Annotated in this window: 11 protein-coding genes; 5 read left to right on the top strand and 6 right to left on the bottom strand. The window is 32.4% G+C overall.

Annotated features, from left to right (window positions below):
* Positions 1–2: 2 nt before the first annotated feature.
* From QO182_RS12280 to QO182_RS12290, 3 genes are all read right to left on the bottom strand, one after another.
* Entirely contained in the window at positions 3–3,275 is a 3,273-nt protein-coding gene (locus tag QO182_RS12280) for a SusC/RagA family TonB-linked outer membrane protein (protein ID WP_371538487.1), read from the bottom strand.
* A 67-nt stretch (positions 3,276–3,342) separates the two neighbouring features.
* Positions 3,343–4,266 carry a FecR family protein gene (locus tag QO182_RS12285; RefSeq protein WP_371538486.1) on the bottom strand — a complete coding sequence of 308 codons (924 nt, stop codon included), beginning with the start codon at positions 4,264–4,266 and terminating at the stop codon, positions 3,343–3,345.
* A 78-nt stretch (positions 4,267–4,344) separates the two neighbouring features.
* Positions 4,345–4,875, bottom strand: coding sequence for a sigma-70 family RNA polymerase sigma factor (locus QO182_RS12290; RefSeq protein ID WP_371538484.1), 531 nt, complete (start codon positions 4,873–4,875; stop codon positions 4,345–4,347).
* A gap of 239 nt (positions 4,876–5,114) precedes the next feature.
* Here QO182_RS12290 and QO182_RS12295 point away from each other — a divergent pair, with 239 nt between their 5' ends.
* A complete protein-coding gene (locus tag QO182_RS12295; RefSeq protein ID WP_371538482.1) occupies positions 5,115–6,179 on the top strand; it encodes a phosphatidylinositol-specific phospholipase C1-like protein in 1,065 nt (354 codons plus the stop codon).
* 63 nt (positions 6,180–6,242) lie between these two features.
* On the opposite strand, the gene QO182_RS12300 is transcribed toward QO182_RS12295, so the two are convergent.
* A complete protein-coding gene (locus QO182_RS12300; RefSeq protein ID WP_371538481.1) occupies positions 6,243–8,207 on the bottom strand; it encodes a metallophosphoesterase in 1,965 nt (654 codons plus the stop codon).
* A 446-nt stretch (positions 8,208–8,653) separates the two neighbouring features.
* Here QO182_RS12300 and QO182_RS12305 point away from each other — a divergent pair, with 446 nt between their 5' ends.
* Positions 8,654–9,196: a hypothetical protein gene (locus QO182_RS12305; protein WP_371538479.1), complete on the top strand. Its 543-nt coding sequence runs from the start codon at positions 8,654–8,656 to the stop codon at positions 9,194–9,196.
* A gap of 121 nt (positions 9,197–9,317) precedes the next feature.
* On the opposite strand, the gene QO182_RS12310 is transcribed toward QO182_RS12305, so the two are convergent.
* Entirely contained in the window at positions 9,318–9,836 is a 519-nt protein-coding gene (locus tag QO182_RS12310; protein ID WP_371561903.1) for a peroxiredoxin-like family protein, read from the bottom strand.
* A 1,214-nt stretch (positions 9,837–11,050) separates the two neighbouring features.
* Complete coding sequence (locus tag QO182_RS12315; protein WP_371538477.1) at positions 11,051–11,203, bottom strand: hypothetical protein; 153 nt, start codon at positions 11,201–11,203, stop codon at positions 11,051–11,053.
* A gap of 603 nt (positions 11,204–11,806) precedes the next feature.
* On the opposite strand from QO182_RS12315, the gene QO182_RS12320 reads away from it, so the two are divergent.
* The 3 genes from QO182_RS12320 to QO182_RS12330 all read left to right on the top strand — a co-directional run bounded on the left by QO182_RS12320 (position 11,807) and on the right by QO182_RS12330 (position 15,296).
* Positions 11,807–12,130: a helix-turn-helix domain-containing protein gene (locus QO182_RS12320; protein ID WP_371538475.1), complete on the top strand. Its 324-nt coding sequence runs from the start codon at positions 11,807–11,809 to the stop codon at positions 12,128–12,130.
* 499 nt (positions 12,131–12,629) lie between these two features.
* A complete protein-coding gene (locus QO182_RS12325) occupies positions 12,630–12,806 on the top strand; it encodes a histone H1 (protein ID WP_264619783.1) in 177 nt (58 codons plus the stop codon).
* A gap of 687 nt (positions 12,807–13,493) precedes the next feature.
* Positions 13,494–15,296 carry a glycoside hydrolase family 15 protein gene (locus tag QO182_RS12330; RefSeq protein WP_371561905.1) on the top strand — a complete coding sequence of 601 codons (1,803 nt, stop codon included), beginning with the start codon at positions 13,494–13,496 and terminating at the stop codon, positions 15,294–15,296.
* The last annotated feature ends 238 nt before the right edge of the window (positions 15,297–15,534 follow it).

Raw genomic sequence — 15,534 nt, forward strand, 5'->3', positions numbered from 1 at the left:
GTTTATAATTTTAAAATTGCTCCAAAACTGTACGTTCTCGAAGTAGGGTAACTGGTGTAATCAATACCTATAGATTGATTTCCACCGCTTGATTTCGGACTATTAACTAATGGATCGTATCCTGAATAATTTGTAATTGTGATTAAGTTTTGACCAGTTGCATATAAAGTCAAACCGTTCAACCAACTTAAATTTTTTAAATTGAATGTGTATCCTATTCTTGCTGTGTTTAAGCGAATAAAATCTGATTTCTCTAAGAAGAGAGTTGATAATATAGGAGAATTCGATGCATTTGCCCCCGACTCATAATAATCGGTCGCTACGTTCCTATCTGAAGCTAAATTATTGATATTCAAAGCATTCAACCCTGTATTATTCAAAAGGTAACCACCGCTTTGTCCAATAATCGATAATGACAAACTGAAATTTTTATATTTTAAATCACTATTGAATCCATAGTAGAATGTAGGAAGCGCTCCTTCTATAATAACTCTGTCCGAGTTGTCAATCTTACCATCTCCATTTGTATCTCTAAAAACATTAGCGCCTTTATCATCAAAGCCAATGTGGTCTAATAAATAAAAAGAACCAGCTGCATAGCCACTCTTATAGATATTTGCAACCACTCCTGATTGTCCCGGTCCAGATACAGATCCTGTTAAGATCTCAGAGACTGGCAGATCTTCAATTTTATTTTTTAAGGTGGCTCCATTTGCATCAATGTTCCAAGAAAAGTTATCCGTTGCAATTACTTTCGATCCTAAAGAAACTTCCAGTCCTTTATTAATAATTTTCCCATCAATGTTTGTCCATATCGTTGTAGTTGGACTCAAAGTTTGAGAAGGGATATTCAATATGGCATCTGTCGTGGTTTTATTGAAATAATCAACAGTACCATAAATCTTATCTTTCAATAAATTAAAATCAAGACCAACATTGTATTGAGTAACAACCTCCCATTTTAAATCTGGATTAGGTGTTCTGTTTACCGTGATTCCGTTTACTAAGTTTAAGTCATTATACAAATAATATCCATCTGCACCAGATAATGAATAACTGGCTTGAGTAATTTTATTCTCAACTTCTTGATTTCCTGTTTGTCCCCAACTGCTTCTTAATTTTAAATTATCGACTGCAGGAACATCTATCAGGAATTTTTCTTTTGCGATATTCCATCCTAGTGCAAATGAAGGAAAGTAACCGTACTTATTATTTGTACCAAAACGAGTAGAACCATCAGCACGCATTGACGCTGTCAAAAGGTATTTTTCATTTAAGGTGTAATTCACACGTCCAAAATAAGATTGTAACTCATTTTCTTGAGCATAACCTGATACTCCTGATTGTACTCCTGAGAATCCAGGGTTGATCTCGGGTTTAACTCCTGTACCTTGAGGAGCGAACCCATCAATACTGAAACTAGTTCCTGAACGTTCAAATTTTTGATACGAGAATCCACCTAAAACTTCAAATTTCTGATTGGTTAATGCCAAATTATAAGTTAAGTAATGCTCAATCAAAGAGTTTTTTGAATCTAGATTATTTTGAACATACTTTCCGTTGGGATTTAAGTCGGTTAAATTAGGATAAATAGTAGTACTCCTTTTTGCGCGAGAACGGTCAATACCCAAATTCAGTTTATACTCTAACCCATTTACTATTCGGAAAGAAGTTTCTAAATTTCCCAGCACTCTTAAATTGCGCGTTTCATCATCATAAATACTCAATAAATACGCTGGATTATAATGTGCATTCATATTAAAATTGGTGAAATCTCCATTCTCATCATACACAGACCTTGTGGGGTTTGCCATTAAAGTATGGATAATCAATTGTCCATTTGATCCACCGTCATCGCTTGTAGGTACGCCATCATCTTTAGTCTCACTAGCCGTAAGGTTCATTTTTACTTTTAGTCGTTTATTATCTAAAAAAGACTCGGAAGCATTTATTCTCGCCGAAAGACGCTTGAAATTACTATTATTAACAATCCCTTCTTGATCCATTTGCGCCAGCGATGCATAGTAATTTCCTGAATCAGTTTGTTTTGCAAATGACAAAGCATTATTCTTAGTAATGGCAGTTCTATATATTACATCTTGCCAATCTGTGTTGCCTCCATGATCAAAAGCTGGGTCACTAATGGCATTTCTGTATTCTTCTGCATTCAAGATATCCAGTTTTTTTGCTACGGTTGAAACGGCTAAATACGAATCAAAATTTAATGTTCCTTGTCCTTTCATTCCCTTTTTTGTAGTAACCAGCACTACTCCATTAGAACCTCTAGCTCCATAGATCGCGGCTGCAGACGCATCTTTCAAGACAGTGATTGATTCTATATCACTTGTATTCAAGAAGTTTAAAGGATTTTTAGCTGCTGAAGCGCCAAAACCTACATTGCTTCCCGATGGACTCACATCGTCATTTGACAAAGGAATTCCGTCGACTACAAATAATGGTGTACTACCGCTTCGTATTGATCCTACCCCTCTTATTGTAACATTTACTCCCGCACCCGGCTCACCGCTAGTATTTACTACGCGTACTCCTGCAACTTTACCTTGAATTAAGTTATCAGCAGATATAGCAACCCCTTCTCTAAAACTAGAAGCATCGAGCTGCGTAACAGCACCAGTAACATCTTTTTTTGATTGTTTACCATATCCTACAACTAAGACCTCATTTAACTCAGATGTATCTGGTTCTAAGCGAATAGAGATAAAAGTTTTTGAGGCAGTTACGGTTTTTGTTTGATAGCCAAGATAAGATATCTGAAGCGTTTTACCCTCACTAACTGTTATTTGAAAATTTCCGTCAAAATCTGTTATTGCAGTATTTGAAGTATTTGTTTCTAACACCGTTGCGCCGGGAACGGGCATGCCATTTTCATCTACGACTTTACCTTTAGCAGTTATTTTATCTGCATTTTGTACCATCGTCGTTTTTTCTTTTTGTACGAGAATTAATTTTCCATTTATCGAATAATTAAAATTTGCTTTTTGAGAAAGTTCTTTTAGAACAGTAAGAACCGGCTTCTCAGGGTTTTCAACTACATACATATTATCATCAGCAATCACTTCGGCTCCGTAGCTAAATTTATAAGCAGTGTTTTTACTTAATTTTGAAAATATGGCGACTAATGTTGCTTTTTCTACTTTATTTTTTACATTTGGATCTTTAGAATATGCTTTTGCTACTCCGTTTTCAAACGACAGTAAGGCCAGAAATAAAAAGACGATACTTTTTATTTTTAAATAGTTAGTTTTAAAATACATGATTTAAGTTATTGGTTGATTTCGATACTTAATTATTAATCGCAGTTGTTCGTAGCAACTGCTTTTTTTATTCCACTTTTACTGTTTCGCCATAAACACTGAATTTTAAATTTGTTATATAATTGATTTGTCGTAATACGCTATCTAGGCTTGCATCTTTAGCAATAAAAACGGTCAAAGGAGCGTCGCCGTTAACTCCCTTCATATACTGAAAAGTAACTCCGTATTTGTATTCGATTAATTCAATAACCTTACGCAAACTCATTTGGTTTATAGTTAAATCTTCAGCGTACCAATTAGTAGCAAAAATCGCATCCATTGTCTTTTTGCTTAAAGCATTTTTAGAAAATATTGCTTCTTCATTTGGAGTTAATTGAACGGATTGATTTTTTGTACTCACCTCTACCTTACCTGTTCTTACCATTACAATACATTTTGTTTTGGCTAATTGAATATGAAAAGAAGTCCCAATGACTTTTGTTTTGATTGCTCCCGAGGAGATAATAAATGGATGCCCACTATCTTTTGCTACTTCAAAAAAGGCATTTCCTTTTATTAAAGCTACGTTTCGTTCTGAGGCTGTAAAATTTTCAGGATATTGCAAAGTCGAATGCGCAGATAAATGAATAATTGATCCGTCGCTAAGTTGAATTGATTTAGAGCTGTTTGATGTCGTAAACAGTTTTTGTTCTTCAGAAATTGTGGTTGTACTTTTATATAAACCTATTCCTAAGAGTACCACAATACTTGCTGCGGCCGCATACATTGCGTACGATTTCCAACTACTTTTACGTTCCGTTTTATGTAAAATGTTTTCATAAATAGTTTGTCTTACTATTTTACTGCTACCCATTTTATCTTCATTCCAAAATGCTGCTTTATATTCTGCTTTAGCAAAAGAATCTAAAACATCTTCCTCAGCCGGAGTGGTCTTTTTATTCAGACTCTTATTTGTAAAATATTCTAAACTGTGTTTCAATTTTCTCATCATAATAGGTAGTGTTACCTATAAGTACTGAAAACTTAAAATCGTACTATCCAAGAATATTATCAAACCATTAAGGGAAGGTTATCTTAAAAATTTATACGATACTACTAGCAATGACGCCATCCAAGACACATCTTTTAATTCAAAACGAAGTTGTTTTAAAGCAGAAGAAATTTGGTTTTTCACTGTTTGTTTAGACAAACACAACTCTATTGCAATTTGATCAATGGTCATGTCTTGCATTTTGTGCATGAGCAAAATTTCTTTTCTTTTTTCTGGAAGATTTTCAATCATGGCGTAAATTTTCTCCATCACCTCTGGATCAATTGTACTGCAATTATCAACGATGTAATCTTCAAATTTGTCTTCAATAATGGTTTTATCAAATCGGTTATTTTGATAATATTTAAAGACTTGATTTTTAGCCGCTCTATATAAGTACGATTCTATTGCAGTAATTTCGAGTTTGTTTCGCCTCTCCCATAAATCAATAAAAACGTCTTGAACTATGTTTTGAGCGACATCCATGTCCTGAGTCATATTAAAAGAAAAAGCAGTAAGTTTTTCCCAGTATAACAAATAGGTTTTCTCAAAATTTTCAGGATTATTCATAAAAATAAATGGCTGTTTTTGTTTATACAAATGAATGAAATGTTTGGTCAACCACTTTTGCCTGAGTGTTAACAATAAATTAAGAAATGGTTTCTATACCTCTATTGTAACTTTCATAGTTGGTAATAATCTCTTGTCCTTTTCTTTTTCTTGATTTAACACAGTTCATTCTCATAATAGGTATCTTCGGCATCCACTTATTACTGTCCGCCGTACCACTACTAAAATTCATTTTTATTATGAAAAAAGCAGCGCTAATTTTATTAAGCACTTGTTCACTTGGTGCCACACTACACGCTCAAAAGAGCAATTTAAAAATCAACCAATTACAAGTAATAGGATCGCACAACAGTTATAGGCAAGCTCTCGAAAGTGACCTTTATAATTTGGTTGGTAAAAGAGATACGACTAACTCCTATCAAGGTTTGCAATACGAACACATCGCTATAACAGACCAATTAAATAAGGGTTTACGAAATTTAGAAATTGATGTCTATTCAGATACCATAGGAGGAAAATATGCGCATCCCAAAGGTTTAGAAATAGTAAATTCTAAAATAGCTTATGATCCTCTAGGAGTCATGAATAAACCAGGATTCAAAGTATTGCACATGCCTGACATCGATTTTAGAACCTCTTGTTTAACATTAGAACTGTGTTTACAAGAATTAAAAAAATGGTCCAATGACAATCCAAATCACACTCCTGTTTTTATCACTTTAGAACCAAAAGATGGTGGTCCTAATTTTTTTAACAACATGCCTGAAGAATTTACCACCGCTTTATTTGATCAATTAGATCACGTAATTATAAATACTTTAGGTCCTGATAAAGTCATCACGCCTGATAATGTACGTGGTTCGTACCAAACATTAGAAGAAGCTGTTTTACACCACAATTGGCCATCATTAAAAAATGCACAAGGAAAATTCTTGTTTATCATGGATAACAACGGAGCCAAAAAAACAATGTACGCAGAACACCATCCCTCTCTTAAAAGTGCTGTACTCTTTATCAATGCGGAACCAGGAACGCCAGAAGCAGCTACCTTATTTAGAAACGATCCTAAAGATGCGACTATAAAAGATTTGGTCGAAAAAGGATACTTGATACGAACCCGCGCTGATGCAGATACAAAAGAAGCACGCACTAATGATTACAGTCGATTTGAAGAAGCTAAGAAATCTGGAGCGCAAATAATTACGACAGATTACTATATGCCAAGTCTACTTTTTGATTCTACTTACAAGGTAAATTTTGACGATGGTACTTATGTTCGTAAAAATCCAGTCAACGGGAAGTAAAAATTTATAAAAAAGAGAGACAAGCTATCAACAGATAATTGTCTCTCTTTTTTATTTGTATTCCTACTTATTCAAATCATCGATAGCACCCGATTTTAAATTAACTGAAAAATGATCTGCTGGCGCTCCATTCATAAATTTATTAAAAATCTTGAAAAACAAATACAGTTGACGGCGCTGCTCATTAGTACTGTTTTCGTTTTTAGAAGTTAAAAACAAATCTATTATTAGGTTATATTGTTTCACTTTTTCTAAACCAATATCACCTATCGCTAATTTATCGGCATTGCGTAGTCGGTAAAAATCTATAAATAAGTCAGTACCGTTCCACTTTTTAAAATCTTCAATATTTAAATTTTGAGATTGTAAAAGGGCTGCAATTTTCTCTTCTGTCTTCTGCCACTGTGCAGTTTCTGATTTTTTATTTGCAATAATTTCTTGTAAATCCTTACTGGATTTTATTTGCGAAAGCATAACTAAATCAGCTCCATTTGTATTCGAAAGAAAATCGGCAAACGGTTTGGGCCAGTCTGCCATAAAGCGTAACCGAACCAATTCTTTTAAATGGAAATCGGTAAATTCATGGTAATTTTTTGTTTTTAATATATCGTGATTCCACACTGTTTTTGATCCTGTACTTTTTAGAAATTGGTATTCTTTTTCATATAAATCAAAAAGCTCGTTAAAGCGAGGCACTTCATCTATTGTCACCGTTTCCACAGTAGCAATACTATCAGACGAAATAGTCAACAGTTTGTAAGCAGGGATGTAAGCTGCAAGCGAAGGCGTTTGTACATTTACCAATTGATTTCCGTTGGCACTGACCCTCACTCCGGTATCATTGATATGCATGTGTCCTCCAAAATGTATTTTCAAACCTGCATCGGCAAACTGTTCTGCAACCGCCTCATCAGGTACGCGATTGAGTTGCCATTTATTTTTACCTAATAATTCCTTTAGATCATTTGTAGCATCATCATTAAAATCAATCATCGGAAAATGACTAAACGCAATTAGTGTCTTCCCTTGTTTTTTTGCTTGTGCCGATACTGATTTGATCCAATTTAGTAAATGTGCTTTGTGAGACAAAACATTATTATAGCCCGTGCTCGCTTCTCCATAACTTGCAGATGAAGTTGTATTTTTACCATCATCAGACTTCGGAATATACACATTACCATCAATTGCCAATAACCACAAACCCTCTACAGGTTCAACTAAATAACTTACATCAGGTACTGTGTAGCCTTTTGTTATTTCGTATTGCCGATTGTTTAACGACGCCGCAATTTCTGCGTTCGAAAAATCATAATTTTCAGTATTATAATTCGAAAATGATGTCGCCCAAAATTTGTCTTTTTTGTTAGGATAAAAACCAAAGGCCTTTAATTCATTGATAATACCCTCATAACCCAATTTCATTACATCTGATGAAATAACAAGTGGGTCTTCCTTTTCTTGATTTAATTTGTGTAAATCCGGTTGGCTATAGATTGCTTGGCTTTTTCCATTATGTCCCATAAAGTCACTTTTACCAGACTCTTGTGCAAAGGGACCTGAGGGATCATGGTTCCCAGTGGTTATAAAAAATGATATTCCGTGCTCGTCTTGGTATTGTTTTAGAATTTTTGCTAATCCTCTTATATGTAGTGGCTGTCCATCATCAGTATAATCACCAGGTAAAGCCACCAATTTGATGTTTCTTGAAGCAATATCATCTAAAGCAGCTATGAATGCAAAATAATTTTCATTGTAAATACGTGTCGATTGCAACTGAGATTCCATCGTGCGGATCAGGACATTCTTCTTATTTTTAGGATTTAGAACACCCTTAAAATTAGAATCAGAAAGTGAACCGTAAATATCTTGCAAATGAATATCTGCTAAGAAAGCTATTTGGATATTGACTTTTGTGTTTGCATGCTGTGCTACTATTTGATGCGAATTGATAAAGACGAATACTAGAAAAACAGAATAGCCAGGCCTCTCTAGCTTTTTAAGTAGTGGTATTAAAAATGTATTGTACATGAGTTTGTAGTTGTAAAACTTAGCTTGTTTATAAATTGTTTCCTAAGCAAACACAATAGTAGCAGTTTAATCTGATTTACATTTTAAATAAAGGTTAGCATATTATCAACGCTGATTTTATTTTCAAATTCAGAGGTGAATACTAGCCGCTGCTAAACTACCTACCTATGCTGTAACTAATTTGGCAAAATAGAAAAGTTGTATCCAAAAATTCATTCTGAAAATTAGAATAATTGAGAGATTGTTAATCCTAAAAGTCACTCATAATTACACTACTCTTTAATGATTTTTTATTTTTATTCGAAAAATATAACTGCCATAACAATTTGGAAACTAAGCAGTAATATTAAAATTATATAATATTTTTCAAAAATTTCATAGTCTGATTATTGTGATGATTTAGCAATTTTACATCTACGAATAAACAAACAATTAAAACAAAAATTATGGAAAGTAGAGACAATCACAATTTAGACAAACGTCCTATGATGACAGGAATGTTTGCAGATAGAAGAAGCACTGAAAATGCCTATAATGCGCTACACGATCGCGGCTATACACGTGAAGAAATCAATTTACTAATGTCAGATGAAACGCGTAAGAAACATTATTCAGATTCAGATGACCACTCCGAATTAGGAACAAAAGCAGCTAAAACTGCTGCAACTGGATCAGCCATTGGTGGAACTATCGGTGCCATTGTTGGGGTAATCGCAGCAATAGGAACAAGTGTTGTTATTCCAGGATTAGGATTAATAATTGCAGGGCCTATTACCGCAGGATTAGCTGGTGCTGGAGCTGGTGGAATAACAGGTGTTTTGATTGGCGCACTTGTAGGTTCAGGAATTCCTGAAGAGCGTACAAAAATATACGAATCTGGAATAAATGAAGGTCACGTAGTTTTAGGAGTACATCCTAGAACAGATGAAGATGCTGATTATTTAGAGAAAAATTGGAAAACAAATAGTGGTAGAGATATTTATAGATAGTATTAAAACCGCTTAATTAATACCCTTCTTAATTATTAATATGGGCATTTTTTTATATGAATGTCCCATCTTGAAATAGCGATACACAAAAACTATCTATATTTTCAAGATTGAAAGTTATTTACAACATTTCTCCTCTTGCTGGATATCCTGATTCTGTAATGAAATCTACCGCTTTTACAAATGACGGTAAATAAGGCCTTCCCCAAGGATTACTATTGATTGCGGCATAATAAATCTCCGCATTTTTATCGATTAAGAACAATCCTGGTTCGCTAAAAACATCTGGCTCTCCTTCTTTAATCCCTTTACTGATGTATAATCCCCAGTTTTTTGCTGTTTCTAAATCAAGATTGTAACCAACACGCAGGTCTTTTAGTCCCCAGTCTTTTCTTGATAAACGTGCGCGCTTTTCATCATCCATACTTACAGCAACTACTTTTACGCCTTTTTTATTAAAATCTTCTAATAAATCTTCTAATTCTACTAAATATTTTTTACATAATGGGCAATGTAGGCCTCTGTAAAAAACCAAAAGCGTAAAATTTTCTGGTTGTTGCTCTTCTAAATTCCAAGTACTTCCATCTAATAAAGGAAAACTAAGTTTTGGTGCTTTATGTTTGGGTGTGGGTCTATTCATATTGTTTTATTTTAAAATTAATAATTATAGGTTTTAAATTAAATAGTGAAATAGCGTAAAGTCAAAATACTTCAATGACCAATTTAAAACTTAGATTATAAAATCATTGTCTTATAAAAATAAAGAGAATTTTATAAGAGACAATGGCAGGCATCTCTTTTAACAAATTCTTTAACGTTGCATTATAGTTGAATTAAGTTATTAATTCCGCATCACAATTTAGTTACTAACAGCTTCTGATTTAAATGGAAATGTTAAAAAATATGATTTAGTTTTTAATCGTAATTTGAAAGTTATAATAAGCAATTTACATATATCACTGTGAACTCTGTTTCTGTTACACATAAAAATCATAGTGGAGATCCATGTAAAGCGACAACAAATTTACCTGTATCCACTATCTTAACTTTTAATAATAATTACAACTGTTTTTATTTAAAAATGGTGTAGACTATTGGGTTAAGGATTACTTATTTCTCTTTAATTTTATTTTGTCTAAGCATTCTTTTACCATAAAAACTTTCCACGTATTCTTAAGTAAATAGCGATCAAAACAGTACTGTTTTATTAATTTTAAAAAATTAGAAAATTTAAAAATCAATGCTTATAAGTTTATTTTAGATCTATCTAGAAAAGTTAAAATAGGAACAAGGTGTTCGACTGTGCTCCCATCCACTCCACTGGATGGGATAATTGAAGAATAATCCTTTTTTATAATAATTCAACAACCCTATTTCTTGCATTAGCAAGTGATCGCGAGACCGTAATGGAATCAAGTTAAGTATATCAAGATCATCTTGATATTATAAACTGCAATCGAGTATAAATTTGCTACCTTCTTTTTAAATAACATTTGCGTAATTGAATAGCCCCTTTAGATTTCTAAAAGTGCTTAAATATTTAAAGATTATCTTTACTACTGCGTTAAAGTATACCCTCACAAGATTGAATAATATTCTTGGTAAGAATCAAAAATAATTTCATTAAACTACTACAATTTTATTCTAAATTTAGCTATATTTGACTTTAACTAAACATGAATTATTTTCGTTCATCAAAATCAAGGCAATCATCTTATAACAAGATGATTAGCCCATTAAAAGAATTGATTCAGTTCTTATGGCAACATTGTGGCACATTAGGTTATAAATTTATAGAAATGCAGCATAAGTAAGGGTTCAGCCGATTAGGTTCGAACCCTACTCTGCCTTCCCTTAAAGTTTTTTATTGAAAATTTCCTTAAATTCTTTTTCAAAACTTCTACGTATTATAAATACAAATTTTCCAAAGCCATCTTGAAGTGCATCATACATTGAAAAATCAATAGTGGTATCGCCTTCTGGTGTAAACGCATCTACTTGTTTCAAGCCCCCGAAGCTAATCCCATACCCGCGGCAAAATCACAAGAGATGGTTTTTCTTTATACATAACATTTAAAATTTTATAAAGACTTTTTTTTTGATTTAACATTATTATTTATTCTACAATTAGCAATTTATTTACAACTACAAATTAAGAGCAAAAAATAGGATCAGGTAGGTGCTATTTCCGTAAAAAAAGGTAGGTGTATTGATAAAAAACAGCTGTGATAAAATAAGGAATGGAATCCATAAAATTTTATAAATATCTGAATTACAATATTAAATAAAACTAAATCATCTCTTTAAATCAGAATTGGGTGATCAATATCACTGAAAATTGCAGCATAAATAATATAGATATTTAATCCTAAATATTTACAGGGTAAACGCTCAAATCCTCTACAAAAAAAATCTACATTTATTCGTACAGCAGCGCTACTAAATTGGATGGGGCTAAACAACATTTTCCAAAATGAATAATTATTTTCTATTGCCTTACAATCAGTAATAGTTAGAAATTAAAAGCCAAACTCCCCCTTTAAAGGACATGTATTATCTCCAGTGTTCGTATTAAATACTTTTACATGAAGATTTAAATAACAGATCGCCATGAAGCCATTTACTTTTGACCAAATACCTGTAATGATGAACAAGATTCATGATAAATTGGAGTATTTAGAAAAACTTATTGTAAGAATTTCTAATGTAGAAGAAAATAAGGAAGAACTTCTAAACATTCAAGAGGCATCAAAACTTTTAAATCTATCGGTATCCACAATCTATAGTAAAGTATGTAAAAAGGAAATCCCAGTTAATAAACAAGGTAAACGCATTTATTTTTACAGACATGAGTTAATGAAATGGATTAAGTCTGGTCGAGTAAAAACTTATTTCGAAATCCAAAATGATATTGAAAAGAGGTCAAAAATCTAAAGTTAATACTAGATTTTTGACCTCTTTTATTTTTTCCCCTAATCTCTAAGTATTCTCATCATACAAGACTTAGCTTTTTTATATTAGTGATATAATCAAAATTTATAACTATTTTTGCACAAACAACTCCCATGAGTTATGTTATCTTGACAAGGATACTTTGTTTTGTTTTGCGATAGTTTGCTTTAAATTGTACCATAATTGTACCACAGAAGTTTAAAACTCCATTAAAGTAAGGAAAGTTATTTTCTGTATCGGGAAGTAATAGTACTGACCAATATTCAGCCGCAGTTTACAGTTAAAAATGTTCTAAAGAACTTTAATAAAAATCAACAACTTTTTTATTTATGACAAAATCAGCTAATTTTAAGCAGGTCGAATAGTCCTTTTTAGTACTAAATGAGCAATAAACTTTAATATTGAATTATTTTTAACATAATATTACTAGGCTATCTTTCGCAAAATTCTATTTTTGTGACTTTAATTTAATAAAAAACACATGAAAGAATTAGTAGCAAAAATTAACGCTGAGTTTGAAGCATTTACTGCAGAAACAGAATCTCTAATTGATAAAGGAGTAAAAGCAGCTGGAGCAAGAGCACGTAAGTCAACTTTAGAAATGGAAAAAATGCTAAAGGAATTTAGAAAACTTTCTATCGAAGAGTCTAAAAAATAATTTCCTTTTATCACAAAAGTCCTTAGTTAATCTGAGGACTTTTGTTTTTTACGTTGTTAGCTGAAGCTACTTTGCTTCAAACAAATCAAAAATCAATTTTGTAATAAGTATTTATATTTTATTTTTATATTCATACTTTCAAAACAACTTTCGCTATTTATTGTTTATATCCAAAAGCATCTAATATGAATTCAATTGTTGCTTTTATTAAAAAAAGATAAAACATACTGCTTTTACTCAAGATGAATTAGCAGTAATTAAAGTTGGAACATAAATCGTTATTCGAAAACAAAATAAAGACGATTTAAACATGAATTAAGTCCTTCATGTTCAAAAAATTTTAGTCTCAATAGTAGCAAAGCTTATTATCTCGGATTTAAAAAATCTTACTAGAAAAAATGTTACTTCTCAATAGTTCATCTACTAAACATTTCAGTCAATTATACCCAGATAATTTACGTCTAACCAATTTGATACAATTGTTTTTTTATAAAACGTTCATTAGCCCCACAAATTAAGTAGTGAAAATCGTAAAAAGAACATCCAAATTATAGGATTAATCTATTTAGTTAATCAATATTTTCATCAATTGGTAATTATCTTTTTAAGTAAGGAGTCGTTAGGCTACCTAAGATTCTTTTATTAATTTTAAAGAATTAAGAAACACCAACGAAAAAAGAATACTTTATGAAAAACTTAAATTATGGCATAATAGGTAATTGTCGAAGTGCTGCACTAATTTCGGATACTGGAGCTATCGAGTGGTGTTGCTTACCTGAATTCGATTCCTCTTCTGTATTTGCTAAAATTTTAGATACTGAAATAGGCGGAAGTTTTGAAATTCATTGCAGTGATGACTATTCTATTTCCCAAAAATATCTTAAAAATACTAGTATACTCGTAACTACTTTTGATAATGGTACTGATGCATTTGAAATCAATGATTTTATGCCGCGTTACCGAAAAGAGAAAGAAGGATATGTGATCCCTCCTGAAATTATTCGTTACTTTAAAAAAATAAGCGGTTCACCAAAATTTACTATAGAATATAACCCGAAGTTAGAATATGCCTTAGGACAAACGCTAAACTATGTGAAAGATGACCATATTATAAGCTTAAGTGACTCTACTAAATTTGATTCACTGTTTTTATATAGCAGCTTTGACCTCACGGCTATTAAAGGAGGTAAAAGCATCCAACTTGATGAAGATGGATATGTATTATTGGCCTACAATGAAAAAATATTAATGCCAACCACTGCAAAAATTAATTTGGAGTTTCAAAGAACGAAAACTTATTGGTTAGGATGGGTTGATAAAACAACTGAATATAAAAAATTTAACAAGCAAATTATAAGAAGTGCTATCACATTAAAATTGCTTAGTTATGAAAAAACAGGGGCTGTACTAGCAGCAGCTACCACTTCTCTACCAGAAACTATAGGTGAAGTCAGAAACTGGGATTATCGCTTCTGCTGGATTCGTGATGCTTCAATGGTCGTAAAGGTAGTTTCAGAATTGGGTCATAAAAAAATGGCTAAAAATTACCTGCAGTTTATTGTTGATTTAATTCCAGATAAGGATGAGAAACTCCAAATCATGTATGGTATCAACAAAGAGAAAAAACTAACCGAAAAGACGCTCGATCATTTGAGTGGTTATATGGGAAGTAAGCCGGTTCGAATAGGGAATGCCGCTTACTCACAACGTCAAAATGATATTTACGGAATTTTGATGGATGTAATTCACCAGCAACTGAGCACTTTTAGCAACGACACCGAAAATGGTGAAGAGCTTTGGAATATCACCAAAGGGATTGTGTGGGTAGTCGCAAAACACTGGCAAGAACCTGACAAAGGGATCTGGGAATTTAGAACCGAAGAAAGACATTTTACTTTTTCTAAAATATTATGTTGGACCGCCATTGACAGAGCAATAAAAGTAGCAAAAATATTAGGTAAAAAATCTAATGCCGCAAAATGGGAACCATTAGCCGAAGCCATAAGAAAGGATATCATGGATAACGCTTGGAACGAATCCGTTCAAGCTTTTACTCAATCGTACGGTTCAGCTGACCTAGATGCATCGGTGCTTTTGATGGAAAACTATGGCTTTATTGATGCTAAAGATCCTAAATATGTCGCAACCGTAAATGCAATAGGGCGTGACTTAAGCAACGACGGTCTTCTATACCGCTATAAAAATAAAGATGATTTTGGACTCCCGTCCTCTTCGTTTACAATTTGCACGTTTTGGTATATCAATAGTCTATTCAAAATTGGAGAAACTAAAAAAGCAGAAAAAATGTTTAAGAAGTTACTCTCTTATAGCAATCATTTAGGTTTATTTAGTGAGGATATTGATTTTGAAACCAAGCGTTTGTTAGGGAATTTTCCGCAAGCTTATTCACATCTAGCACTTATTGAAACTGCTATTAATCTTTCTAAAATTACTGATGATGAAGAAGTTTTAGAAGCAATAAAAAACTAATTCTAGTCGTTTCAAAAACGCTAATTTGAGTAAAATAGTAAACCGCAATTTATTTCTAATTGCGGTTTTTTTAATGCTGTAAAAACATCAATTTTAGAATTTATTGAGTTATAATCAGGCTTCATTCCTACTATTTCCATAATTGTAATCGTTAAAACACAAGTTTTTTTATTCCTTTTGTTCTAATAGAAATGATACAACAATTACTTTTATCTTTTAATTGTATTGCAAATTAAAT

The organism is Flavobacterium sp. Arc2 (assembly GCF_041431385.1).
GTDB lineage: Bacteria > Bacteroidota > Bacteroidia > Flavobacteriales > Flavobacteriaceae > Flavobacterium.

Bases quoted from the DNA above. Each gene is read 5' to 3' on its own strand.
- QO182_RS12290 (WP_371538484.1), bottom strand. From the start codon at position 4,875: ATGAATAATCCTGAAAATTTTGAGAAAACCTATTTGTTATACTGGGAA.
- QO182_RS12280 (WP_371538487.1), bottom strand. From the start codon at position 3,275: ATGTATTTTAAAACTAACTATTTAAAAATAAAAAGTATCGTCTTTTTA.
- QO182_RS12305 (WP_371538479.1), top strand. From the start codon at position 8,654: ATGGAAAGTAGAGACAATCACAATTTAGACAAACGTCCTATGATGACA.
- QO182_RS12310 (WP_371561903.1), bottom strand. From the start codon at position 9,836: ATGAATAGACCCACACCCAAACATAAAGCACCAAAACTTAGTTTTCCT.
- QO182_RS12300 (WP_371538481.1), bottom strand. From the start codon at position 8,207: ATGTACAATACATTTTTAATACCACTACTTAAAAAGCTAGAGAGGCCT.
- QO182_RS12320 (WP_371538475.1), top strand. From the start codon at position 11,807: ATGAAGCCATTTACTTTTGACCAAATACCTGTAATGATGAACAAGATT.
- QO182_RS12330 (WP_371561905.1), top strand. From the start codon at position 13,494: ATGAAAAACTTAAATTATGGCATAATAGGTAATTGTCGAAGTGCTGCA.
- QO182_RS12295 (WP_371538482.1), top strand. From the start codon at position 5,115: ATGAAAAAAGCAGCGCTAATTTTATTAAGCACTTGTTCACTTGGTGCC.
- QO182_RS12285 (WP_371538486.1), bottom strand. From the start codon at position 4,266: ATGATGAGAAAATTGAAACACAGTTTAGAATATTTTACAAATAAGAGT.
- QO182_RS12325 (WP_264619783.1), top strand. From the start codon at position 12,630: ATGAAAGAATTAGTAGCAAAAATTAACGCTGAGTTTGAAGCATTTACT.